The following is a 22,666-nucleotide window of genomic DNA, read 5'->3' as shown; positions in this document are numbered from 1 at the left end:
TAAGGAGTGAGGAAAGAAATGAAGAATAAATTATTATCTATGAAAGAAAAAGGACTGGCCTTACTGGAGTCCCTTAAAACAAAACTAAAAAATATACATCTAGGAAAAAAAGGTCCTAAGAATTCTAAAAAGAAAAAGCAAACCAAAACGAATATTTGGACTATCTTTGCCAATATCTTACTGGGAATCAAGGCAACCTTTAATACCCTATTCATCATCGCCTTCCTTGGTGGACTTTTAGGTACTGGGGTTGTTTTCGGTTATGCTGTATCTCTATTTGACAAAGTGACCGTCCCTCAAACAGAAGATTTAGTCAAACAAGTGAACGATATTTCATCCATCTCTGAGATTCGCTATGCTGACGGTTCCATGATTGGCGCTATCGAAAGTGACCTCCTTCGGACTTCTGTCGCATCAGATGCTATTTCAGACAATCTCAAACAAGCTATCGTTGCGACCGAGGATGAACATTTCGCAGAACACAATGGAGTCGTTCCTAAAGCGGTTATTCGTGCCAGTCTAGGAAACTTTATCGGACTTGGTTCTTCTAGTGGAGGTTCTACACTAACACAGCAGCTCATCAAGCAACAAGTGGTTGGTGATGCTCCTACACTAACCCGTAAAGCTACTGAAATCGTGGATGCCTTGGCCTTAGAGAGAGCAATGAGCAAGGACGAAATCTTGACAACCTATCTCAATGTCGCTCCATTTGGTCGTAACAATAAAGGGCAAAATATCGCAGGAGCTCAACAAGCAGCCAAGGGTATTTTCGGTGTTGATGCCTATCAGCTAACGATACCTCAAGCAGCCTTCATAGCAGGCTTGCCACAAAGTCCTATCTCTTACTCACCTTATGAATCTACGGGAGAAATGAAGAGTGAAGAAGATATGGCACTTGGTATCAAACGCTCTCAAGATGTTCTTTACAATATGTACAGAACTGGAGTCCTCAGTCAAGAAGACTACGAAACCTATAAAGCATACGACATCAAACAAGATTTCTTACCAGCTGAAAGTGTAAACGTAACTTCTAGGGGCTATCTCTACTTTACTGCTCTCGATGAAGCAACTAATCTCATGTATGACTACTTGGTACAAAAAGACAACGTCTCTGCCCAAGAACTCAAAAACGAGTCTATCCAAAAATCCTATCGTGAATTAGCTGAAAAAGAGATTCAAAATGGTGGTTACCGTATCACAACTACAATCGACAAAGCTATCCATACTGCCATGCAAGATGCAGTCGCAAACTATGGCTATCTAGTCGACGATAATACCGGTCAACCTGAAGTCGGAAATGTTTTGATGGATAATCAAACGGGAGCTATCTTAGGATTTGTCGGTGGCCGCGATTACCAAAGTAACCAAAACAACCACGCTTTTAATACCAAACGTTCTCCTGCTTCAACTACTAAACCAATCCTAGCCTACAGTATTGCCATTGACCAAGGTTTGATGGGAAGTGCAAGTGTCCTATCTAACTATCCAACTAACTTCTCAAACGGAAACCCAATCATGTATGTCAATAGTCCTGGTACAGGCATGATGAGCTTGAAAGAAGCCCTCAATTATTCGTGGAACATCCCAGCCTACTGGACTTACCGCACACTCCGTGAAAAGGGTGTTGATGTTCGCTCTTACATGGAAAAAATGGGCTATGAAATCCCGGAATACGACATTGAAAGTTTGCCTATGGGTGGAGGAATCGAAGTTACTGTAGCTCAACATACAAACGGATACCAAACCTTAGCCAACAACGGTGTTTATCATAAAAAATTCATGATTTCGAAAATCGAAAAAACTAGTGGTGAGGTTATCTATGAGCACAAAGACGAACCTGTTCAGGTATACTCTAAAGCGACTGCAACCATTATGCAGAGCTTGTTGAGAGATGTTATTTCGTCACGAGTCACTTCAAGCTTCCAGAGCGACCTTGCTGCAATCAATCCAAGTTTAGCGGGTGCTGACTGGATTGGTAAAACTGGTACAACCAATGAAGATGGTGACATGTGGCTCATGCTTTCAACTCCAAGATTGACACTTGGGGGCTGGCTCGGTCACGATGACAACCGACCTCTTGGAAAGGGAGCTGGTCACTACCGCAATGCTAAATATATGGCTTATCTGGTAAATGCTATTCAGCAAGCTTCTCCTTCTGTTTGGGGTTCTGAACGCTTTAGTCTTGACTCCAGCGTCACTTCTTCTCAAGTTCTTAGATCGACTGGTCAGAAACCAGGTAAGGTTACCATCAACGGTAAAGAGATTAATGTGACTGGAGAAATGGTAACTAGCTACTGGGCAAACCAAACTGGTGCTCCGACTACTACCTACAGATTTGCTATTGGTGGAAGCGATGCTGACTACCAAAATGCTTGGAATACTATTTTGGGAAGTTTACCAAAATCTTCTAATTCCAACAATAATAATTCAAACAACAATAGCAATAACAACAATAATCGAAGTAATAACAATAATAGTAGCAACAGTAATAATAACAACAATACTAGCGGTAGCAACAACTCTTCTTCCAACAGACTACAACGCTAACCTTTTATATGAATCACTATCAAAAAAATATTTTTAAGGGGACCATCTACTCCCTCCTATCTGGACTAATATGGGGTATCTGTGGCATTTTAGGAGAATTCTTCTTTACGCATTATCAAGTATCATCCGGCTGGATTACTTCCATGCGACTAAGCCTTGCAGGTGGTTTCGTGCTCATCTTGTCTAGCTTTAAGTTTCGCTCACAGCTATTCGATGTCTGGAGAAAGCGCAAAAACTACCTGCCTTTTCTGGCTTATGCCATCTTAGGAATCTTCTCCGTTCAGTATTTCTTCTATCTCTGTGTAGAATACTCTAATGCAACAACTGCAACCATCCTACAATTTATCAGTCCTGTCTTCATTCTCATCTACAACCGTATCATCTACAAGAAAAAAGCTTCTAAAAAAGCAATTTTCTATGTTTTGACTGCAATGTTTGGGGTCTTTTTGATGGCTACCAAAGGCGATTTGTCTAAGCTATCCATCACTCCCATCGCATTGCTGACAGGTCTTCTCAGTGCGCTGGGCGTCATGTTTAATGTCATTTTGCCCCAACCGTTCGCTCGAAAATACGGTTTTGTGCCAACTGTTGGTTGGGGAATGATGCTAGCTGGACTCTTTAGTAATTTTCTCTACCCTGTTTATAGAATTAGCTTTCAGCTTGATTGGTTGAGTATTTTGATTTGTTTGACCATTGCCTTTTTGGGGACAGCTTTTGCCTTCTTCCTATCCATGAAAGCTGTCTCGCTGGTATCCCCATTGGTGGTATCGGTCGTCAGTGCAAGCGAACCTCTATCCTCTGCTATTCTAAGCGTTCTATTTCTAGGTTTGGTCTTGGACGGCTACCTGCTATTAGCTATGATTTTGATTATTATTCCCATGATCTTCTTATCCATCGAAGAATCAAAGGACAAACTGAAAGAATCTTCTTTTAACACTTAAGGCTTCAATTTTGAAGCCTTTTTTGGTAGAATAGTAAGCATTACAAAGAGTGAGGAGACATCTATGACTGCTACAAAAATGAATGCACAAGAAATTATCCAATTTATCGCAAATGCTGAGAAAAAAACAAGTGTAAAAGTAACCTTTGAGGGGCAACTTGCCGGAGCTATCCCTGCTTCTGTTACCAAACTTGGAAATGTTCTTTTTGGAGACTGGAAGGATATCGCACCTCTTCTTAAAGGACTAACAGAAAATAAAGATTATGTTGTTGAGCAAGACGCTCGCAACTCAGCTGTACCTCTCCTTGATAAACGCGACATCAATGCTCGTATCGAACCAGGGGCTATCATCCGTGACCAGGTTGAGATTGGCGACACCGCTGTTATCATGATGGGAGCTGTTATCAATATTGGTGCTGAAATCGGTGCTGGAACTATGATTGACATGGGTGCTATTCTAGGTGGACGTGCTATTGTCGGTAAAAATAGTCACGTAGGTGCTGGTGCTGTTCTTGCAGGTGTTATCGAACCAGCTAGTGCAGAGCCTGTCCGTGTCGGTGATAATGTACTCATCGGTGCTAACGCTGTGGTTATCGAAGGTGTTCAAATCGGTAGCGGATCTGTTGTTGCAGCAGGTGCCATCGTCACTCAAGATGTTCCAGAAAATGTTGTGGTGGCAGGTGTTCCAGCTCGTGTTATCAAAGAAATCGATAGCCAAACTCAACAAAAAACAGCGCTAGAGGATGCGCTTCGTACCTTGTAATTAGTAACAGAGGCGGAACCCTTTCCAGCCTCTTTATCGTATCAATAGAAGGAAATTAACTATGTTAGATTTGATTCAAACTCGACGCGATCTTCACCAAATTCCTGAGATTGGTTTAGAAGAATTCAAGACTCAAGCTTATTTGCTCAATGTCATTGAGAAATTAACAGCTGGTAAGGATTTTGTTCAGATTCGCACTTGGCGAACAGGTATTTTAGTGTATTTACAGGGAAGTCAGCCAGAACGTACCATTGGTTGGCGGACAGATATCGACGGACTCCCTATCGTTGAACAAACAGGTCTTGCCTTTGCCTCTCAGCACCCAGACCGTATGCATGCTTGTGGACATGATTTTCACATGACCATTGCCCTAGGAAGTCTCGAACGTGCTCTAGAAAAGCAACCAAAAAACAACCTCCTCTTTCTCTTCCAACCTGCCGAGGAAAACGAAGCAGGTGGCATGCTCATGTATGAAGATGGGGCCTTTGGCGACTGGTTGCCTGATCAATTTTATGGACTTCATGTCCGTCCAGACCTAAAGGTTGGTCAGATTGCGACCAATACTCATACACTCTTTGCAGGAACTTGCGAAGTCAAGATTCGTTTCAAGGGTAAAGGTGGTCACGCTGCCTTTCCACATCAAGCAAACGATGCTCTGGTTGCAGCTAGCTATTTTGTCACTCAAGTTCAGTCGGTCGTTAGCCGTAATGTCGATCCTATCGAGGGAGCTGTCGTCACTTTCGGTGTCTTTCAAGCTGGAACAACCAATAATGTCATCGCTGATACAGCTTTCTTGCATGGAACCATCCGAGCTCTTACACACAGTATGAGTCTCTTGGTTCAGAAACGTGTCAAAGCCATCGCTGAAGGTGTCGCTACTGCTTTTGATATGGATGTGGAAGTTGAACTCAAGCAGGGAGGTTACCTACCTGTCGAAAACAACCCTGAATTAGCCCAGGAATTGATGACCTTCTTTGATGAAAAAGAGGGAATTGAACTAATCGATATTGAACCTGCCATGACAGGGGAGGACTTTGGTTATCTTCTATCAAAGATTCCTGGAGTCATGTTCTGGCTTGGAATTGATAGTTCCTATGCTCTTCACCATCCACAGATGAGTCCTAAGGAAGAAGCTCTGGCTGTCGGTGTCGAGGCTGTATCATGCTTCTTAGCCAAGAAAGCTGCGGAGTAAACAATGAAAAAAGCCCTACGCAAGCAGGTCTTGCAAGAACTCAAATCTCTATCAGCCGTAGAAAAGGAAGTCATGGACGCTTGGTTGACTGAGCAACTACTTCTACATCCCTTCTACAAGGAAGCAAAAACCATCGCCACTTACCTGTCTTTTCCTCATGAATTTCAGACAGCTAGACTCATTGAACAAGCTCAAAAAGATGGGAAGACACTCCTCATTCCCAAAACCTATCCACATGGGAAAATGGACTTTGTTCTATATGAACCAGAGAAACTCGAAAGAAATTCTTTTGGACTTCTTGAACCTCAAGGAGACTTCACAATCCTTGAACCCTCTCAGATTGACCTGATTCATGTTCCTGGTTTGGCTTTCAATTCTTCTGGCTATCGGATTGGGTATGGTGGTGGCTACTATGACAGATATTTGAGCAATTATTCTAGTAACACCATCAGTACGCTTTATCCTTGTCAGATTCAGAACTTCCATCCTGAGCACTACGATATTCCCGTTAAGGAGGTAATTATCTATGAAAGAGATTTTTGATCGTCGTTATCCTGTCACGAGCTTCTTTCTACTCGTGACAACCCTGGTTTTTATACTCATGTTTCTAACCAGTGGTTTCAACTATACCAGCGCAGCCACCTTGTATAAATTCGGAGCTGTGTATCCCCCTGCTATTAAAGCCATGCCTGAACAGATATGGCGTTTATTCTCAGCAACCTTTGTTCATATTGGCTTAGAGCATTTTTTAGTCAATATGCTATCCCTCTACTTTTTGGGACGTCAGATGGAGCAAATCTTTGGTTCCAAGCAGTTTTTCTTTATCTACCTCTTATCAGGTATGATGGGGAATCTCTTTGTCCTAGTTTTTAGCCCTGATGCCATTACCGCAGGTGCTTCAACTGCCCTCTACGGAATGTTCGCATCTATTGTCGTACTTCGGTATGCTTCACGCAATCCCTACCTCCAACAGCTTGGTCAATCCTATCTCTCCCTCTTAGTCATCAATCTAGTAGGTAGTATTTTAATGCCTGGTATTAGCCTTGCTGGGCATGTCGGGGGTGCTGTCGGAGGTGCATTACTGGCTATCGTCTTCCCAGTCCGAGGAGAACGAAAGATTTACAGCCCAGGCCAACGTGGTCTAGCAACCCTAGCCTTTATTGCTTTATCAGCTCTACTACTTTTTATCGGACTATTCTAAGAACAAGAAAAACCATTGGAAACTCTCTCAGAGAACTTTATTTCCAATGGTTTTTTTGAATCTATTTGAAAAGTAGCTTAAAATCCATTATTGTCACTGAGTTCTTTGAACCAGTGGCCTGATTTTTTCAGACGGCGTTCTTGTGTTTCTAAGTCAAGCTCGACCAAACCATAGCGGTTTTTATAGCTGTTGAGCCATGACCAGCAGTCGATAAAGGTCCAGATCAAGTAGCCTTTACAGTTAGCACCGTCTTCAATGGCGCGATGAAGTTCACGAAGGTGACCTTTGACAAAGTCAATACGGTAATCATCCTGAATTATACCATTTTCGCGGAATTTATCTTCACCTTCAACGCCCATCCCATTCTCTGTCAACATCCACTCGATATTGCCATAGTTTTCCTTGATGTTTTGGGAAATGTCATAAATTCCTTGCTCGTAGATTTCCCAACCACGGTGCGGATTGATCCTACGACCAGGCATGATATAAGGTTCATAGAAATGTTCTGGCAAGAGCGGGCTATCAGGATGCTTAGCAAAACGCGGCGCCATGACACGCAAAGGTTGGTAGTAGTTGACTCCAAGGAAATCTACTGTGTGCTCACGAATAAGTTCCAACTCCTCAGCTGTAGAATCTGGCAGCAAATTATGCTCAGCTAAAATTTCCACCAATTCTTCTGGATAAGTTCCCAAGACAGAAGGATCTAGGAAAGATTGAGCTTGGAATAGATCAGCAATGCGTGCAGCTTTGACATCCGCAGGATGCTGACTACGTGGATAGGCTGGTGTCAAGTTGAGGACAATTCCGATCTTAGAATCAGGTAAAACCTCATGGCAGGCCTTCACCGCAAGAGTGCTGGCCAGTTGAGTGTTATAGGCTACCTGAACCGCTGCTTTGGCATCTACCTTATGAGGATAATGGGCATCATAGAAATAGCCAAACTCTACAGGAACGATAGGCTCATTGAAGGTAATCCATTGGTCTACCAAGTCTCCATAAGTTTCAAAACAGAAACGCGCATAGTCTTCATAAGCTTTAATGGTTGCCTTATTTTCCCAACCATCTCCATCTTCTTGAAGGGCAAAAGGCAGGTCAAAGTGATAGAGATTGACTAAAAGACGAATACCCTTAGCCTTGATGGCTTCAAAGACCTGGCGATAGAAAGCCACACCCTGAGGATTGACTTCTCCACGACCCTGTGGGAAAATACGAGACCACTGGATAGAGGTCCGAAAGGCTGTATGACCTGTTTCTAACAAAAGTTCGATATCCTTTTCCCAGTTTTCATAGAAGGTCGATGTCTTGTCTGGTCCAATCCCATTGTAGTAGCGATTTGGTTCCACTTGAAACCAATAATCCCAGAGATTATCGCCCTTTCCGTCACCAGGAACTCGCCCTTCTGTCTGTGGCCCAGAAGTTGAGGAACCCCAGACAAAATCCTTTGGAAATATTAGCATAGCTCTACCTCTTTATTTACTCTTTTTATCTTTATTTTATCTCATTATAAAGAAAAAACAAGGCAAAAACTAGTTACATTTTTGTCTTGTTTTTCTTCTGATTATAGATTTTATTTATTTGTTAGGATTTCAAGGGTTTCAAGCAAGCTATCTGCGTGAACTTCGATAGTATCTCCTGTCGCCTTGATCTTGACTTCTACAATCCCGTCAGCTGCTTTTTTACCGACAGTGATACGGATTGGAAGACCAATCAAGTCGCTATCGCTAAATTTAACACCGACACGTTCGTTACGGTCATCCGTCAAGACTTCGTAGCCTTTATTTACCAAAGCTTCTTCGATACGATTTGTCAATGCAAGAGAGTCTTCATCCTTGACATTAACTGGAATCAAATGTACATCAAATGGTGCCAATTCTTTAGGGAAGTTGATTCCCCAAGCGTAACGGTATTCACCTTTTGGAGTTTTATTTACAAAGAGGCGAGCGTGTTGTTCCATGACTGCTGAAAGGAGACGGCTGACACCGATACCGTAGCAGCCCATGATGATTGGAACTGCACGACCGTTTTCGTCCAAGACATCTGCTCCCATACTTGCTGAGTAGCGAGTTCCCAGTTTGAAAATATGACCAATTTCGATACCACGGGCAAAATTGAGAACACCTTGTCCATCTGGAGAGATTTCACCCTCACGAACTTCACGGATATCGACATACTCAGCAGTGAAGTCACGACCTGGGTTGACACCAGTCAAGTGGTAACCATCTTCGTTGGCACCAGCAACAGCATTGCGGCTATCTTGGATCTTGCGATCAGCGATGATTTTAACATTTTCTGGAAGATTGACTGGCCCAAGTGAACCAAAGTCCGCTCCCAATAATTCTTTCACTTCCGCCTCGGTTGCAGGTTCTAAGAAGTCTGCGCCAAGGTAGTTTTTCAATTTGACTTCATTGAGTTGGTCATTGCCAACGAGTAGGGCAACAACTGGCTCCTCGTCTGCGATATAAACCAAGGTCTTGATTGTTTGCTCTTCTGAGACATTCAAGAAAGCAGCTACTTCATCAATCGATTTGACACCTGGTGTTTCCACACGAGCTACTTGATCTTCAGTCACAACACGGTTGCTTGGTTTGTAGGCGTTAGTTGCCATTTCCAAGTTAGCTGCATAGCTTGACTCACTTGAGTAGGCAATGGTATCTTCACCAGAAACCATCCATTTGAGCAATTCTGCCTTGATTTTTTTCTGTACATCTACAGGAATCTCATCAAATGATGCGACAGACTTGTCTAAAACAACCCAACGGTCAAGGTCTGTACGAGCAGGTGTGATGGCCATAAATTCTTGGCTATCCTTACCACCCATGGCTCCACCGTCACCGATGATAGCTTTGAAGTCCAAGCCACTACGAGTAAAGATACGCTCGTAAGCCGCCTTGTACTCATCATAGGTTACATCCAAGCTATCGTAGTTAGCGTGGAAGCTATAGCCATCTTTCATGATGAACTCACGGGTCCGAAGAAGTCCATTACGTGGACGTTTTTCATCACGATACTTAGGCTGAATTTGGTACAAGTTCAAAGGCAATTGCTTGTAAGACTTGACAGAATCACGGACAATCGCTGTGAACGTTTCTTCGTGAGTTGGACCCAAGATAAAGTCTGACTTCTCACGATTTTTCAATTTGTACAAGTCCTCACCGTAGGTTTCATAACGGCCAGATTCACGCCAAAGGTCAGCACTGAGAAGGGCTGGAGCCAACATCTCAACCGCACCAATCTTGTCAAATTCCTGACGCATGATCTTCTTAGCTTTTTCAATAACACGGTTAGCAAGTGGCAGGTAAGAATAGACTCCTGCAGATACTTGACGAACATAACCAGCACGCAACATAAGGGCGTGGCTGATAACTTGAGCATCGCTTGGCATTTCGCGAAGCGTTGGGATTAGCATTTTACTTTGTTTCATATTTTTCCTCTAATTCTTAAAAGAAGGTACGCATGATGTCGTTCCAAGTCACGGCGATCATCAAGACAACCATAATCACAACTCCAACTAGAGTAACATAGGTTTCAATTTCTTGTTTCAGCGGTTTACGGCGAATGGCTTCGATGATGTTGAGCACGATTTTTCCACCGTCTAGTGCCGGGATAGGAATCAAGTTAAAAATCCCGATATTGATGGAAATCATAGCCAAGAAGAACAAGACATTCTCAAGACCATTTTTAGCAGCATCACTACTTGCCTTAAAGATAGCAACAGGTCCACCCAATTTATTCAAGTCAGGCTGAAAAATCAAGCTCTTCAAGGCATTGAGAATGCGCAAGGCCGAGTCAGCCGCACTAGTAAATCCACCTACAAACATAGACCAGATATCTGATTTGAGTCTCGGTTGAACACCTAGAATATAGCGACCTTGGTTTTCCTCAGGGGTCACACTGACTTGTTTTTCAGTTCCATTTTCAGAGACTGTTACATCCAATACCGGTGCTGTTTTGTCTTTGGTCTCTGCTTCAACAGCCTGAATCAAATCTTGCCAGTTACTAATTTCGTGTGAACCGACTTTAGTGATTTGTGCTGTATTTTCAACACCGGCCTTAGCAATCGCGCTATCAGGGATGATACTAAAGTTATTGCTTTGCGTATCACGAACGCCACCCTGCATGAAAATTAAAATCCAAAAGACGATAACTCCTAGAATAAAGTTATTCATAGGACCTGCAAAGTTGGTAATCAACTTGCCCCAGACAGTCGCATTCTGATATTGAACATCTAGCGGAGCGATACGAACTTCCGTCCCATCAGCTTCTACAATCGTTGCATCATGGTCTACAGAGAAAGTTTTTTCCTCTTCCAAAACCAGACCTGTGATAAAGAGTTTATCCTCAAAGTCAAACTGAGTGACCTGCATCGGAAGAGCCGTTTGGTCGACCTTCTTACCAGAAAGATTGATGCGCTTCACCTTACCATCTTCAGCCAAAGTCAAACTAACAGGAGTTCCTGTCTTAATTTCTGTGGTATCCTCACCCCAACCTGCCATGCGGACATAACCACCAAGCGGTAGGAGACGAATCGTGTAAGCAGTCCCGTCTTTCCCGATATGGGCAAAAATCTTCGGCCCCATACCAATGGCAAATTCACGAACCAGAATTCCAGACTTCTTAGCAAAGTAGAAATGGCCGAACTCGTGAACCACCACGATAATTCCAAAAACAAGGATAAAGGTTAATAATCCTAACATTTAATATCTGTTCACCTTTCCTTAAAATAAGCCAAAGAGGTGCATAATAGGGAAAACAGCCAACATAGAGTCAAAGCGATCCAGCACCCCACCATGTCCTGGGATAAATTTCCCCGAATCCTTGACACCAAAATGGCGTTTCATGGCACTCTCAATCAAGTCACCCAATTGCCCTGCAATACTAAAGAAAATAGCAAAGAGCATCATTTTGTAAATGCCGTAAGGAAGGGCAACCGTACTATCCACTAACATAAAGATAAGAGTGACAAGCATGGCAGCTAAAATTCCACCAAAGGCTCCCTCGATGGATTTGTTCGGAGAGACTCTTGGAGCCAATCTTCTCTTACCAAAATTCATACCCACTAGGTAAGCACCACTATCAGTTGCCCATACGATACAGAGGGCCAAGAGGGCTTTATCCAAACCTGCGATTCGAGCATCCACTAAAGCATTGAATCCAAAACCAATATAGAAACTCATAGCGATTGGGTATACAGCATCTTCAATGGTGTAATTCTTGCTAAAAACAGTGCAACCCAACATGATAAAAATCACAACACCGTATGCGACAACATTCCCATCTACAGGTAAAAATGTCAAGTAGTTTTCTAGGGGGATTATCAGTGCAAAAGTCGCTAATAAGATAAGCAATCCCTCAGGGGTCATGGTGTTTAACCCTTTCATCTGAAGCAACTCATGAACCCCTAGCATAGCTAGAAGTCCCATAGCAATCTGTAACCAAAGCCCACCAATCACCAAGAGCGGGATAAAGATTGCTAAGGCAAGAGCGGCAAATATAGTTCTCTTTAATAAATCCTTTTTCATAACTTTTCCTAAACTCCTCCAAATCGACGATTGCGGCGATTATACTCTGCAATAGCTTCTTTCAAAGCTTCCTCATCAAAGTCAGGCCACAAAACATCTGTGAAATAAAGTTCACTATAAGCTGCTTGCCAAGGCAAGAAATTGCTCAAGCGAAGCTCCCCACTCGTTCGAATGATTAAGTCCGGATCACGCAAGACCTTAGGCAAATGCCCTGTAAAGAGGTATTCCCCAATCAACTCTTCTGTAATATCGCCTGGATTCACCTTAGCATCCAAAACATCCTGTGCAATCAATTTGACCGCTTGTGTAATCTCAGCTCGTCCACCGTAGTTAAGGGCAAAGTTAAGAATCAAACCTGTGTTTAACTTGGTCAACTCTTCCGCCTTTTTCAAAGCTTCAAAAGTTTGTTTTGGCAAGCGATCGGTTTCCCCAATCATTTGGATCTTCATGTTCTTTTGGTGCAATTCGGGGACATACTTATCATAAAATTCAACAGGCAAGTTCATGATAAACTTGACTTCCTGGTCTGGACGTGTCCAATTTTCAGTAGAGAAGGCATAAACAGTCATAGCCTTGACACCCATATCACTAGCAGCAATGGCTACCGTTCTCAGAGCATCCATCCCAGCCTTATGCCCAAAGACACGCGGTTGCATCCGTTTTTTAGCCCAGCGACCATTGCCATCCATGATAACTCCGATATGGGCTGGCACCACTGCTGGTGTTTCTGTTACTTTATCTTTTTTTAAAAATCCAAACATGATTGTATTCCTATTCAAAAATCTATCGTTTCATTATACCATATTTTTCGCTTTTCTTCTATCATATTCTCTTATTCTAAGGCGGAATTCCCTATAGGACTCCTATCTTTCTAAACTAAGAAGCCTTGCATTTCCCAAAGAAAGTTGATACAATAAAAACATAAAGATTAGTCCTTGTTCAATCACAGGGGTTTTTTATTGAAAGGATCTTATCATGTCAAAAAAACTACAACGTAAAAAACAATTAAGAAACAGTCTTCGTCGCTCAGGTGCACTTTCAAATGCTGTAAACAAGGTTGTCGAAGAAACAAAAAAAGTTGTGAAGCATGCTGAAAAAGCAGCAAGTGAGGCAGGAAAAGCTGTCTCTAAGCAAGTAGAAAAAGCTGTAGAAGCAACTAAAGAGCAAGCCCACAAGCTTACAACTTCTGTTGAAGATTTCGCAGCTGACCTAGGCGGACTTCCACTTGACCGTGCTAAAACTTTCTACGATGAAGGGATTAAGTCTGCTGCTGACTTCAAAAACTGGACAGAAAAAGAACTCCTTGCCTTAAAAGGAATCGGTCCAGCTACGATCAAGAAATTAAAAGAAAACGGCATCAAGTTCAAGTAATCTTTCTTGTCCCTTGCATTTCCGTCAAAAACTTGTTAAAATAAAGCCATTAGAGGTGTTTTGAGTCCCACATTTTACAGAAAGTGGCGGAGCTGAGAAGTCCACAAATGTGTCAAAACTGGTTGCTAGTGAGTTGAAATTAAAAATTGAAATATAAATCTTTTTGTTTCCTTTTAGGACTAGGCAGTGATTTGCAGGCTTTACTCAAGTACGCCAAGACGAGCTAACGACGTCATAAAAGTGAAACAAGAAGATTAAAGATGCGGGCATATGCCCGAAATTGGGTGGTACCGCGGATAAACACATTCGTCCCTGTCAGATTAATGACAGGGGCGATTTTTGTAGAAAGCGAGGGAGGAAGATGACAAGAACAGAGTTGCCAGAACGAATAGAGACTGACCGACTTGTCTTACGAGTTCGTACAGTAGCTGATGCTGAGGATATTCATGCCTACGCTAGTCTGCCAGAAGTCTCTTATCCAGCGGGCTTTCCGCCCGTCAAGACCTTGGCAGATGAAATTTACTATCTGGAGCATATCCTTCCTGAACGCAATCAAAAGGACAATCTCCCAGCTGGCTACGGCATTGTGGTCAAAGGGACTGATAAAGTTATAGGATCTGTTGATTTCAACCATCGCCACGAAGACGATGTACTGGAGATTGGCTATACCTTGCATCCAGACTATTGGGGGCGAGGTTATGTGCCAGAAGCAGCACGTACCTTGATTGACCTGGCTTTTAAAGAACTGGAGCTTCACAAGATTGAACTGGTCTGCTTTGGCTACAATGTCCAAAGTCAACGTGTTGCTGAGAAGCTTGGTTTCACCCTTGAAGCACGCATAAGAGACCGCAAAGATGCCCAAGGCAATCGTTGTGACAGTTTGATATATGGCTTGCTGAAGAGTGAGTGGGAGGTGAAGAAATGAAATGGATTGTTATCTTATTACTTATACTTCTAATTTTTTTCGTTTATAAAAAAGAAAAAAATAAAAAGAAAAAGTCGGATATTTGTTATTCTAACGAAATTATTACACAGACTAATTATGAAGTATCAACAATAAACGAGGAATTTTTAGCTCTAATGCCTAAAATAGAGTCCTTACCTACAGATATTAATCTTGATGAAAAACCTATTCATGAGATTTTAGATCAAAATGTTGTAGCGAAATTAGATTCTCTTGTACCTCAAATCGTTCAAAATTTCAATAATCCTCTCAAAAATCTAGTTAAAGAAGGTAATATCTATCAAGTTATTATCCCAAATGGAGCAAAACTTTACGATTCGAAAGAATTACAGGGAGCTTTTCGCGGCGGTTACAAAATAAATAATAAACTTGCTGGCCAAGCTAATCTTATCCCAGTGGATGTTAACACTATCTCAAATACAGTAGCTGAAGTAATGAATATTTCTTCTATGGTTGTAGGTCAATATTATATGGCTCAAATTGATACTAAAATGGCCGAAATGCAGGAAGGAATAGATAAAATATATGATTTTCAACAGACTGAATTTAAATCTAGAATAATGGCTTTAATAGGAAAAGTTGGTAACATTTCCAAATTTAATATCGAAATCATTGAGAATGACGAATTGAGAAAACGTTCTTTAGATGACTTGAATCGATATAGGGATGATGCAGTTGAATTGCTACAACAAGTCAATTTAACAATAGAAAATATCGTATCTAAAGGTCACAACTCTGAATTCAATAAATATCAAGAAAGTATTGATGATCTTGATAGACTGATTAGCTTTCAACAATACTTGCTCTCAATTTTAGAAGAAATTGGACGATTGGTTTATCTATTAAACAAGGGTACCGTATCTTCTGATCATTGTTATTCTTTATATAACATTTATATTGAACAATCTACTGATGCTAGAAATTTAATAAATCAATGGCATGATGAGAGCATTAAAACATTTGCACTTGATTTGGATAATAAGAGATATGCTAAACAAGGTATTGAAGCATTAGTATTCGAAATTCCTGGAATGATTTTCAATGATTGGAAATATAATGAAATACCTGATTCTGTAATTACACAAATTTATAAACAATTAGACAATTCACTTGAGATAAAAAATACAACTGAGAATTTACTCGAAAAAGAAACTAAAATAATATCAAAAGACGGTAAATATTATTATTTAACAGAATAAAAGGAGAACACACATGTCTAAAGAACTTTCACCTAAATACAATCCAGCCGAGGTTGAGGCTGGTCGTTACCAAAAATGGCTTGACGAGGATGTTTTCAAGCCTTCAGGCGATAAAAAGGCTAAGCCATACTCTATCGTCATTCCACCACCAAACGTAACTGGAAAACTCCACCTTGGTCACGCTTGGGATACAACTTTGCAAGATATCATCATCCGTCAAAAACGCATGCAAGGTTTTGACACCCTTTGGCTTCCAGGGATGGACCACGCAGGGATTGCAACTCAGGCTAAGGTTGAGGAGCGCTTGCGTGGTGAGGGCATTAGCCGTTATGACCTCGGTCGTGAAAAATTCCTCGAGAAAGTCTGGGAATGGAAAGACGAATATGCCACTACCATCAAGGAACAATGGGGCAAGATGGGGCTCTCTGTAGACTACTCTCGTGAGCGTTTCACTCTTGACGAAGGTTTATCAAAAGCGGTTCGCAAGGTCTTTGTGGACCTTTACAAGAAAGGTTGGATCTACCGTGGTGAATTTATCATCAACTGGGACCCAGCAGCTCGCACAGCCCTTTCTGATATCGAGGTAATCCACAAGGACGTTGAAGGTGCCTTCTACCACATGAATTACATGCTTGAAGACGGATCTCGCGCCCTTGAAGTTGCGACCACTCGTCCAGAGACTATGTTTGGGGACGTTGCGGTTGCGGTCAATCCAGAAGACCCACGCTACAAGGACTTGATCGGTAAAAACGTCGTTCTTCCTATCGCGAATAAATTGATCCCAATCGTTGCGGACGAACACGCGGATCCTGAGTTTGGTACTGGTGTCGTGAAAATCACGCCTGCCCACGATCCAAACGACTTCTTGGTTGGTCAACGCCACAACTTGCCACAAGTCAACGTTATGAACGACGACGGAACTATGAATGACTTGGCCTTTGAATTTGCAAGCATGGACCGTTTTGAAGCTCGTAAGGCAGTCGTTGCCAAGTTAGAAGAAATCGGTGCCCTTGTTAAAATCGAAAAACGTGTCCACAGTGTTGGTCACTCAGAACGTACAGGCGTTGTGGTTGAACCACGCTTGTCAACGCAATGGTTCGTCAAGATGGACCAATTGGCTAAGAATGCCATTGCCAACCAAGACACAGATGATAAGGTAGAATTCTACCCACCTCGTTTCAACGATACCTTCCTCCAATGGATGGAAAATGTCCACGACTGGGTAATTTCACGTCAGCTCTGGTGGGGACACCAAATCCCTGCTTGGTACAATGCCGAGGGAGAAATGTACGTCGGTGAAGAAGCTCCAGAAGGTGACGGATGGACTCAGGACGAAGACGTCTTGGATACGTGGTTCAGTTCTGCCCTTTGGCCATTCTCAACCATGGGCTGGCCTGATGTCGACTCAGAAGACTTCAAACGTTACTTCCCAACTTCAACCTTGGTGACTGGTTATGACATCATCTTCTTCTGGGTGTCTCGTATGATCTTCCAATCCTTGGAATTCACTGGCCGTCAGCCATTCCAAAACGTCCTTATCCACGGTCTCATTCGTGACGAGCAAGGACGCAAGATGTCTAAATCACTCGGTAACGGTATCGACCCAATGGATGTCATCGAGAAATACGGTGCCGATGCCCTTCGTTGGTTCCTTTCAAACGGTTCTGCACCAGGGCAAGACGTGCGCTTCTCTTACGAGAAAATGGATGCTTCATGGAACTTCATTAACAAGATCTGGAACATCTCTCGCTACATCCTCATGAACAATGAAGGATTGACTCTCGAACAAGCAACTGCTAATGTCGAAAAAGTTGTTAACAAGGAAGCTGGAAATGTCACTGACCGCTGGATCCTCCACAACCTCAACGAAACCATCGGAAAAGCAACTGCCAACTTTGACAAGTTTGAGTTTGGTGTAGCTGGACACATCCTCTACAACTTCATCTGGGATGAGTTTGCGGACTGGTACGTTGAGTTGACCAAGGAAGTCCTTTATAGCGATAACGAAGAAGAGAAAGTCATCACACGTTCTGTTCTCCTTTACACTTTGGACAAGATCCTTCGTCTCCTTCACCCAATCATGCCATTCGTGACAGAGGAAATTTTCGGACAAATCTCAGAAGGCTCTATCGTTACAGCAGAATACCCTACTGTCAACCCAGCCTTTGAAGACCTTGCGGCCCACACTGGTGTGGAAAGCCTCAAAGACTTGATCCGTGCCGTTCGTAATGCGCGTGCGGAAGTAAACGTAGCACCAAGCAAGCCAATCACCATTCTTGTTAAGACAAGCGATAGCGACTTGGAAGCCTTCTTTAACAGCAATGTCAACTACATCAAGCGCTTCACAAATCCAGAACACTTGGAAATCGCGTCAACCATCCCTGCACCTGAACTCGCCATGTCAAGCGTCATCACAGGAGCAGAAATCTACTTGCCACTGGCTGACCTCCTCAATGTCGAAGAAGAACTGGCTCGACTCGACAAGGAACTCGCTAAATGGCAAAAAGAACTGGATATGGTTGGTAAGAAACTCTCTAACGAACGCTTCGTAGCCAATGCCAAACCAGAAGTCGTCCAAAAAGAACGCGACAAACAAGCCGACTACCAAGCTAAATACGACGCGACAGTAGCACGTATTGATGATATGAAGAAGTTGGTGAAATAGTGGCTGAAGATTACGGGAAATATAAATCGTGGTTTAATCAACCATTGAATATATTAGAATCAAAAGACTCAAACGATGATTATTTGAATAATAATTTCAAAATGATTGATTATTATCAGGAAATATATCATGATGGGATTGTAATAGATAAATTGATTAACAAATTAAAACAAGGTCAATTTGATAGTTTAAGTATTATTGATTTAAATAGATTTAGAATATTCCTAGATGCAGTATTGTTAACTTTCAATAATGAGAAGGTTTATAATGTTTATTTGAAAGATAAATTTGCCTTTCAACCATTTTTTGACAGATTGAATGACTCAACACTCTTCATACGAGAACGTCAGTTTTTAGAAAATTATAAGAAGTATTTGAATAATCTTTTCAATATACGCATTAATAAATTTAATTCATTTTTTTACTCACTAGACGGGGAAACCAGGCGAGTTTGGGATCAATTCAAGATAGTAAGAAATGCTTTTTCACATATGCAATATGGTTTTTATGCAAATGACTCTACGGGGTTTCTAAGTAATTTTTCTATTTATAATCACGATAATGGACAAACTAAAGAAATTGGATTTGTTTTTGAACCAATTTTGCATCTTTTTATTCAGCAATTTTTTTCAAATTATAGTTTTTCAGGAGTTCCATACAAACATACTTGGTTTGAATTGAATCAAGAGAATGGGCTGATTAATTTTAATCAGGTAACTCTTTCAGATAAAGTTAATACTAAATTTTCAGGGTTTCAAAAAGATCATTTCATGAATCGATTTACTAGTATTTTACAATCTGGAGATAAGACAACTATAGATAATTTTTTGAATAACAATTCTTTTAATCGTAAAATAATTCCTATTTCGCATGACGAGATTGAGCAAAAATGTTTGTTTTACTTGCAAGAAAAAAATCATAAACTTAATGATCCGATTCATTTTTTTGAATCAATAAAGTTTTTATTTGACTTTGAAACGGAGTTTTCTAATTTTTTAGTCCATCTAATTCAATTAAACGATAGACTAATCGACTATTTAAGGGATAGAAAGTTAGGGATTAATAGAATCAATGAAATTTTTAAAAGTATTGACGAATTAACTGAGGATGAAAATAAGTTCTTGTGTTTTAGGTATTCTTTCGATTTATTAAGAATGTTTAATATCTCGTCTCGATTAGAAGATGATGATTTACCTAAAATTCAGATACCTGAAATCAGTATAAAAGGAATATACATACAAAATCCTTTGGCTTTATATGATTACTATAACAACAATAAGATTCGTCTTCAATTACACTCACACTATGACTTGAGATCCAATTATATTATGGAAAGAATAAGAAATGCAATGATGCATGGCAATTATTGGATAGGATTAAAAGAATCAAAATTGTTTTAGAAAGCAGGTAACTACATGACAAATTCTGTAAGTTCGAACCGACCTGAGAAATACAACATTGCAGCTTTCTTCTCAGGTGTTGGGGGAATTGAGTTGGGATTTGAACAGACCAACGAGTTCAGAGTGGTGTATGCCAATGAATTTGATAAGTATGCGCGTCAGACTTATCAGTTAAACCATCCAGATACCTATTTGGATGGTCGTGATATTCACGATGTTCAGCCAGAGGATATTCCAGCTGAGCGCGTGGATGTGATTATGGGAGGTTTCCCTTGTCAGGCCTTTAGTATTGCAGGTTATCGCAAGGGCTTTGATGATGATCGTGGGGATCTTTTCTTCGAATTGCTTCGCATGATTGAGGGATGCAAACCTCGAGCTATTTTCATCGAAAATGTCAAAAACATGGTCGGTCATGACCATGGCAATACCTTCAAGGTCATTCGTGAAGCCTTGACCGAGAACAACTACTTTATCAAGTGGAAGGTTCTCAACGGAAAAGATTATGGAAATATCCCACAAAACCGTGAGCGGATTTACATTGTTGGTTTTGATACCAAGGAAGCTTATGACTTGTTTGAATTCCCAGAGGAAATCAAACTGACTACTACCCTTCAGGATGTGATTAGCTTTGGCGATAAGCTAGACGAAGTCTACTACTATCGTAAAGGCAAGCAAAATTTCTACGACCAGTTGAAGTTTGAAGTGACTAGTCAAGATACGGTCTATCAGTGGCGCCGTCAATATGTCCGTGAAAATAAAAACGGCGTCGTACCTACCCTAACAGCAAATATGGGAACAGGTGGACATAACGTTCCATTGATTTTGACGGACAGTGGTGAGATTCGTAAGCTGACACCGAAGGAAACCTTCAATGTACAAGGCTACCCTAAATCCTTTAAAATCCCAGAGGGGGTTTCTAACGGTCAGCTCTACAAGCAAGCTGGAAACAGTGTCGTTGTTCCCGTAATTAAACGCATTGCAGAGAAAGTTGCTAAGGCTTTAAATGAGAGCCGAGGACAATCTCAGCTTGACCGCTCTGGAAAATTTGCCATTATCTACACCAAGATGAATGGGCAATTTGAGGGACAATCCTATGTTAAAGACTTTGTAGATAGCTATGATCAGGCTCTTGAAAAAATCAAGGCTTATGACGATGGTTTAGCGGTTCTGTCAGATGAAGAGTATTTGAGATTTGTCAAAAAACAAGGCAAACTCGAATTTTACAGTATTAATTAACGAATATATAAGAGGATTAGTGAAAAACTAATCTTCTTTTGATATACTGAAAATAGAAAAGAGGGTGCTTATGTGGGAACATCTAAAGTCTGAACAAAAAGACAAATACAAAACCTTAATTACTAACTTCGCTAGTTTGAGCCAAGCTTTCTCTCAAAAGGCAGAATCCGAAGACGAGGAACAAACAGAACATTCTGTCGCTCCTATCGTCAACTCCAAATTCCAGGAGACTGTTTTCCAGAAGGCTTTTAATGCTGTTGGGGAAGATATCGCCAATACTTCCTATGATGCTTCCGTCGTTGTGGATGAAAATCATAAATACCTAGTGGGTATCAAGTCTTTTGGGATTAATTCAGGAGACCAAAAAATCGCTCAGTTCAAGAAAGATTCTCAATCTTGGACGGACTTATTAGGTGACATCAAATTTCATGCGGATATTTCAGCTGATAAAGAGGCTGCAGACAAGGAAAATTATCAACGCTATGAAGAGTTAGCTCGAAAGATTGCGACTTTGAGGAATCAGAGAATCGAATCTTCTAAGGCGCAAATCAAGGGATTCAATTCTGACTCAGTCAATGTTGAAGCTGTTTATCACGTTCTAATGCCAACACCAAAGGGAGAAAATCCAAAGATTTTTGTCGGTGAAACATCTTATTTACCAGTTGATATCGATAATCTGGTCATTGAAGGATCAACTACCAAAAACAATCCAACTAATTTCCGATTTACAGATGGGCAACACCACTACAAGTACACAGCAGCTGACAGCCAGCTCCACATAACTTTTAATAATAAAGATATTGTGGTAGATACTTGGGACGTTCATTACATCGAAGATCCTTTTTCTCTCTTTGAAAATCTTCATTTGCTAACAGCTGAAAAGGAACAATCCCATATCTTAGAAACGGTGTCTTGGGTAATCACAGACAAACATGGAAATGTAGAAGAAAACTCTGGTTTTAATGCCTTTAACGGTGGTTCAAAACTAGCCAAAAAAGATCGTCTCCCACGAATTTTAAAGATTCAGGATAAATTTAAGGACAGTCTGGCTTCAGAAGAACTAGCTTTTGTGACCTTCTCCCTAGAAGAAATCCTCTTGAAAAAATGGACTAGCAAGGAAGAAAAAGCTCAGATGAAGGTGATTCGTGAGGATTTGATTCACTTTGTCCACGAGACTGGCAATGAAAAGCTCATTAAAGAAATCGAACAACTCGTCTATCGTCCAGTTAGTGAGGTTTACATTCCTCTGCCTGACTCCAAAAATTTCCACGATGAAAGGCCTGACTTCTTCGGACCAGGATTTGGGACCTTTGAATCTGGTACTAAAAAACTAGCTCTATCCAAAGAGGAAAGAACCTTTAAACTAAGATTTTTACCTTCTGGTGATGTCATCAATGCCTATATCAACCAAGAAGCTGGTAAGGCGATTCAGTCAACTGATAAGCAAGAAATTCTTGGAAATTGGATCTTGCGTGGTGTTTTCCAGTTGAAGGAACGAGAAATCTTGACAGGTCAACGTCTAAATGAACTGGAAATCAACGGAATTCGTTTGACCAAGTTTAAAAATGGCGAAATTGGAATTGAATTTGTCTGGATTGATCCCGAAAATCCGCCTAGTGATGCCATCGGCTGGGTAGCAAAATAGACTTGAATAGTGCAAAAAATCTCT

At 41.2% G+C, this 22,666-nt stretch carries 18 protein-coding genes; 13 read left to right on the top strand and 5 right to left on the bottom strand.

Going from position 1 to position 22,666, the window contains the following annotated elements:
- The first annotated feature begins 18 nt into the window (after positions 1 to 18).
- The 6 genes from pbp1b to QM923_RS06860 all read left to right on the top strand — a co-directional run bounded on the left by pbp1b (position 19) and on the right by QM923_RS06860 (position 6,643).
- On the top strand, positions 19 to 2,547 hold the full coding sequence (gene pbp1b, locus QM923_RS06885) for a penicillin-binding protein PBP1B (RefSeq protein ID WP_414291343.1): 2,529 nt from the start codon (positions 19 to 21) through the stop codon (positions 2,545 to 2,547).
- Between the two features lie 8 nt (positions 2,548 to 2,555).
- Positions 2,556 to 3,488 carry a DMT family transporter gene (locus QM923_RS06880; RefSeq protein WP_414291342.1) on the top strand — a complete coding sequence of 311 codons (933 nt, stop codon included), beginning with the start codon at positions 2,556 to 2,558 and terminating at the stop codon, positions 3,486 to 3,488.
- Between the two features lie 63 nt (positions 3,489 to 3,551).
- Positions 3,552 to 4,250 (top strand): 2,3,4,5-tetrahydropyridine-2,6-dicarboxylate N-acetyltransferase, encoded by a 699-nt coding sequence (gene dapD, locus QM923_RS06875; RefSeq protein WP_414291341.1) that lies wholly within the window; start codon positions 3,552 to 3,554, stop codon positions 4,248 to 4,250.
- A 61-nt stretch (positions 4,251 to 4,311) separates the two neighbouring features.
- Positions 4,312 to 5,442, top strand: a complete 1,131-nt coding sequence (locus QM923_RS06870) for an N-acetyldiaminopimelate deacetylase (protein WP_414291340.1) — start codon at positions 4,312 to 4,314, stop codon at positions 5,440 to 5,442.
- A 3-nt stretch (positions 5,443 to 5,445) separates the two neighbouring features.
- Positions 5,446 to 5,985: a 5-formyltetrahydrofolate cyclo-ligase gene (locus QM923_RS06865; RefSeq protein WP_414291339.1), complete on the top strand. Its 540-nt coding sequence runs from the start codon at positions 5,446 to 5,448 to the stop codon at positions 5,983 to 5,985.
- Positions 5,969 to 6,643, top strand: coding sequence for a rhomboid family intramembrane serine protease (locus tag QM923_RS06860; RefSeq protein WP_414291338.1), 675 nt, complete (start codon positions 5,969 to 5,971; stop codon positions 6,641 to 6,643). Before QM923_RS06865 ends, QM923_RS06860 begins: the two co-directional genes overlap by 17 nt.
- 77 nt (positions 6,644 to 6,720) lie before the next feature.
- On the opposite strand, the gene QM923_RS06855 is transcribed toward QM923_RS06860, so the two are convergent.
- The 5 genes from QM923_RS06855 to QM923_RS06835 form a co-directional block, all read right to left on the bottom strand.
- Positions 6,721 to 8,100, bottom strand: coding sequence for a glycoside hydrolase family 1 protein (locus QM923_RS06855; protein ID WP_414291337.1), 1,380 nt, complete (start codon positions 8,098 to 8,100; stop codon positions 6,721 to 6,723).
- Positions 8,101 to 8,210: 110 nt separating this feature from the next.
- A complete protein-coding gene (locus QM923_RS06850) occupies positions 8,211 to 10,064 on the bottom strand; it encodes a proline--tRNA ligase (RefSeq protein ID WP_414291336.1) in 1,854 nt (617 codons plus the stop codon).
- 16 nt (positions 10,065 to 10,080) lie between these two features.
- The gene (gene rseP, locus QM923_RS06845; protein WP_373075443.1) at positions 10,081 to 11,337 is read right to left on the bottom strand and encodes an RIP metalloprotease RseP; all 1,257 of its coding nucleotides are present in this window, start codon (positions 11,335 to 11,337) and stop codon (positions 10,081 to 10,083) included.
- Between the two features lie 21 nt (positions 11,338 to 11,358).
- Positions 11,359 to 12,162 (bottom strand): phosphatidate cytidylyltransferase, encoded by an 804-nt coding sequence (locus tag QM923_RS06840; protein WP_414291335.1) that lies wholly within the window; start codon positions 12,160 to 12,162, stop codon positions 11,359 to 11,361.
- 8 nt (positions 12,163 to 12,170) lie between these two features.
- The gene (locus QM923_RS06835) at positions 12,171 to 12,923 is read right to left on the bottom strand and encodes an isoprenyl transferase (RefSeq protein WP_223334059.1); all 753 of its coding nucleotides are present in this window, start codon (positions 12,921 to 12,923) and stop codon (positions 12,171 to 12,173) included.
- A 214-nt stretch (positions 12,924 to 13,137) separates the two neighbouring features.
- On the opposite strand from QM923_RS06835, the gene QM923_RS06830 reads away from it, so the two are divergent.
- The 7 genes from QM923_RS06830 to QM923_RS06800 all read left to right on the top strand — a co-directional run bounded on the left by QM923_RS06830 (position 13,138) and on the right by QM923_RS06800 (position 22,642).
- Positions 13,138 to 13,533 carry a helix-hairpin-helix domain-containing protein gene (locus QM923_RS06830; RefSeq protein WP_004250587.1) on the top strand — a complete coding sequence of 132 codons (396 nt, stop codon included), beginning with the start codon at positions 13,138 to 13,140 and terminating at the stop codon, positions 13,531 to 13,533.
- A gap of 361 nt (positions 13,534 to 13,894) precedes the next feature.
- Positions 13,895 to 14,458, top strand: a complete 564-nt coding sequence (locus tag QM923_RS06825) for a GNAT family N-acetyltransferase (protein ID WP_414291334.1) — start codon at positions 13,895 to 13,897, stop codon at positions 14,456 to 14,458.
- Positions 14,455 to 15,696: a hypothetical protein gene (locus QM923_RS06820; protein WP_414291333.1), complete on the top strand. Its 1,242-nt coding sequence runs from the start codon at positions 14,455 to 14,457 to the stop codon at positions 15,694 to 15,696. The genes QM923_RS06825 and QM923_RS06820 overlap by 4 nt, the downstream gene beginning before the upstream one ends.
- Positions 15,697 to 15,709: 13 nt before the next feature.
- Entirely contained in the window at positions 15,710 to 18,361 is a 2,652-nt protein-coding gene (locus QM923_RS06815; protein WP_414291332.1) for a valine--tRNA ligase, read from the top strand.
- A complete protein-coding gene (locus tag QM923_RS06810; RefSeq protein WP_414291331.1) occupies positions 18,361 to 19,761 on the top strand; it encodes a hypothetical protein in 1,401 nt (466 codons plus the stop codon). Before QM923_RS06815 ends, QM923_RS06810 begins: the two co-directional genes overlap by 1 nt.
- Before the next feature lie 15 nt (positions 19,762 to 19,776).
- On the top strand, positions 19,777 to 20,997 hold the full coding sequence (dcm, locus tag QM923_RS06805; protein ID WP_414291330.1) for a DNA cytosine methyltransferase: 1,221 nt from the start codon (positions 19,777 to 19,779) through the stop codon (positions 20,995 to 20,997).
- A 70-nt stretch (positions 20,998 to 21,067) separates the two neighbouring features.
- A complete protein-coding gene (locus QM923_RS06800; RefSeq protein WP_414291329.1) occupies positions 21,068 to 22,642 on the top strand; it encodes a hypothetical protein in 1,575 nt (524 codons plus the stop codon).
- Positions 22,643 to 22,666: the final 24 nt, after the last annotated feature.

It is taken from the genome of Streptococcus infantis (assembly GCF_047463275.1).
GTDB classification, from domain to species: Bacteria; Bacillota; Bacilli; order Lactobacillales; family Streptococcaceae; genus Streptococcus; species Streptococcus infantis_AF.
The sequence above is the reverse complement of the archived record's forward strand: the minus strand, read 5'-3'. Positions and strand labels throughout refer to the sequence as shown.

Excerpts from the sequence above, each read along its gene's own strand:
- pbp1b (WP_414291343.1), top strand. The coding sequence starts at position 19 with ATGAAGAATAAATTATTATCTATGAAAGAAAAAGGACTGGCCTTACTG.
- QM923_RS06880 (WP_414291342.1), top strand. The coding sequence starts at position 2,556 with ATGAATCACTATCAAAAAAATATTTTTAAGGGGACCATCTACTCCCTC.
- dapD (WP_414291341.1), top strand. The coding sequence starts at position 3,552 with ATGACTGCTACAAAAATGAATGCACAAGAAATTATCCAATTTATCGCA.
- QM923_RS06870 (WP_414291340.1), top strand. The coding sequence starts at position 4,312 with ATGTTAGATTTGATTCAAACTCGACGCGATCTTCACCAAATTCCTGAG.
- QM923_RS06865 (WP_414291339.1), top strand. The coding sequence starts at position 5,446 with ATGAAAAAAGCCCTACGCAAGCAGGTCTTGCAAGAACTCAAATCTCTA.
- QM923_RS06860 (WP_414291338.1), top strand. The coding sequence starts at position 5,969 with ATGAAAGAGATTTTTGATCGTCGTTATCCTGTCACGAGCTTCTTTCTA.
- QM923_RS06855 (WP_414291337.1), bottom strand. The coding sequence starts at position 8,100 with ATGCTAATATTTCCAAAGGATTTTGTCTGGGGTTCCTCAACTTCTGGG.
- QM923_RS06850 (WP_414291336.1), bottom strand. The coding sequence starts at position 10,064 with ATGAAACAAAGTAAAATGCTAATCCCAACGCTTCGCGAAATGCCAAGC.
- rseP (WP_373075443.1), bottom strand. The coding sequence starts at position 11,337 with ATGTTAGGATTATTAACCTTTATCCTTGTTTTTGGAATTATCGTGGTG.
- QM923_RS06840 (WP_414291335.1), bottom strand. The coding sequence starts at position 12,162 with ATGAAAAAGGATTTATTAAAGAGAACTATATTTGCCGCTCTTGCCTTA.
- QM923_RS06835 (WP_223334059.1), bottom strand. The coding sequence starts at position 12,923 with ATGTTTGGATTTTTAAAAAAAGATAAAGTAACAGAAACACCAGCAGTG.
- QM923_RS06830 (WP_004250587.1), top strand. The coding sequence starts at position 13,138 with ATGTCAAAAAAACTACAACGTAAAAAACAATTAAGAAACAGTCTTCGT.
- QM923_RS06825 (WP_414291334.1), top strand. The coding sequence starts at position 13,895 with ATGACAAGAACAGAGTTGCCAGAACGAATAGAGACTGACCGACTTGTC.
- QM923_RS06820 (WP_414291333.1), top strand. The coding sequence starts at position 14,455 with ATGAAATGGATTGTTATCTTATTACTTATACTTCTAATTTTTTTCGTT.
- QM923_RS06815 (WP_414291332.1), top strand. The coding sequence starts at position 15,710 with ATGTCTAAAGAACTTTCACCTAAATACAATCCAGCCGAGGTTGAGGCT.
- dcm (WP_414291330.1), top strand. The coding sequence starts at position 19,777 with ATGACAAATTCTGTAAGTTCGAACCGACCTGAGAAATACAACATTGCA.
- QM923_RS06800 (WP_414291329.1), top strand. The coding sequence starts at position 21,068 with ATGTGGGAACATCTAAAGTCTGAACAAAAAGACAAATACAAAACCTTA.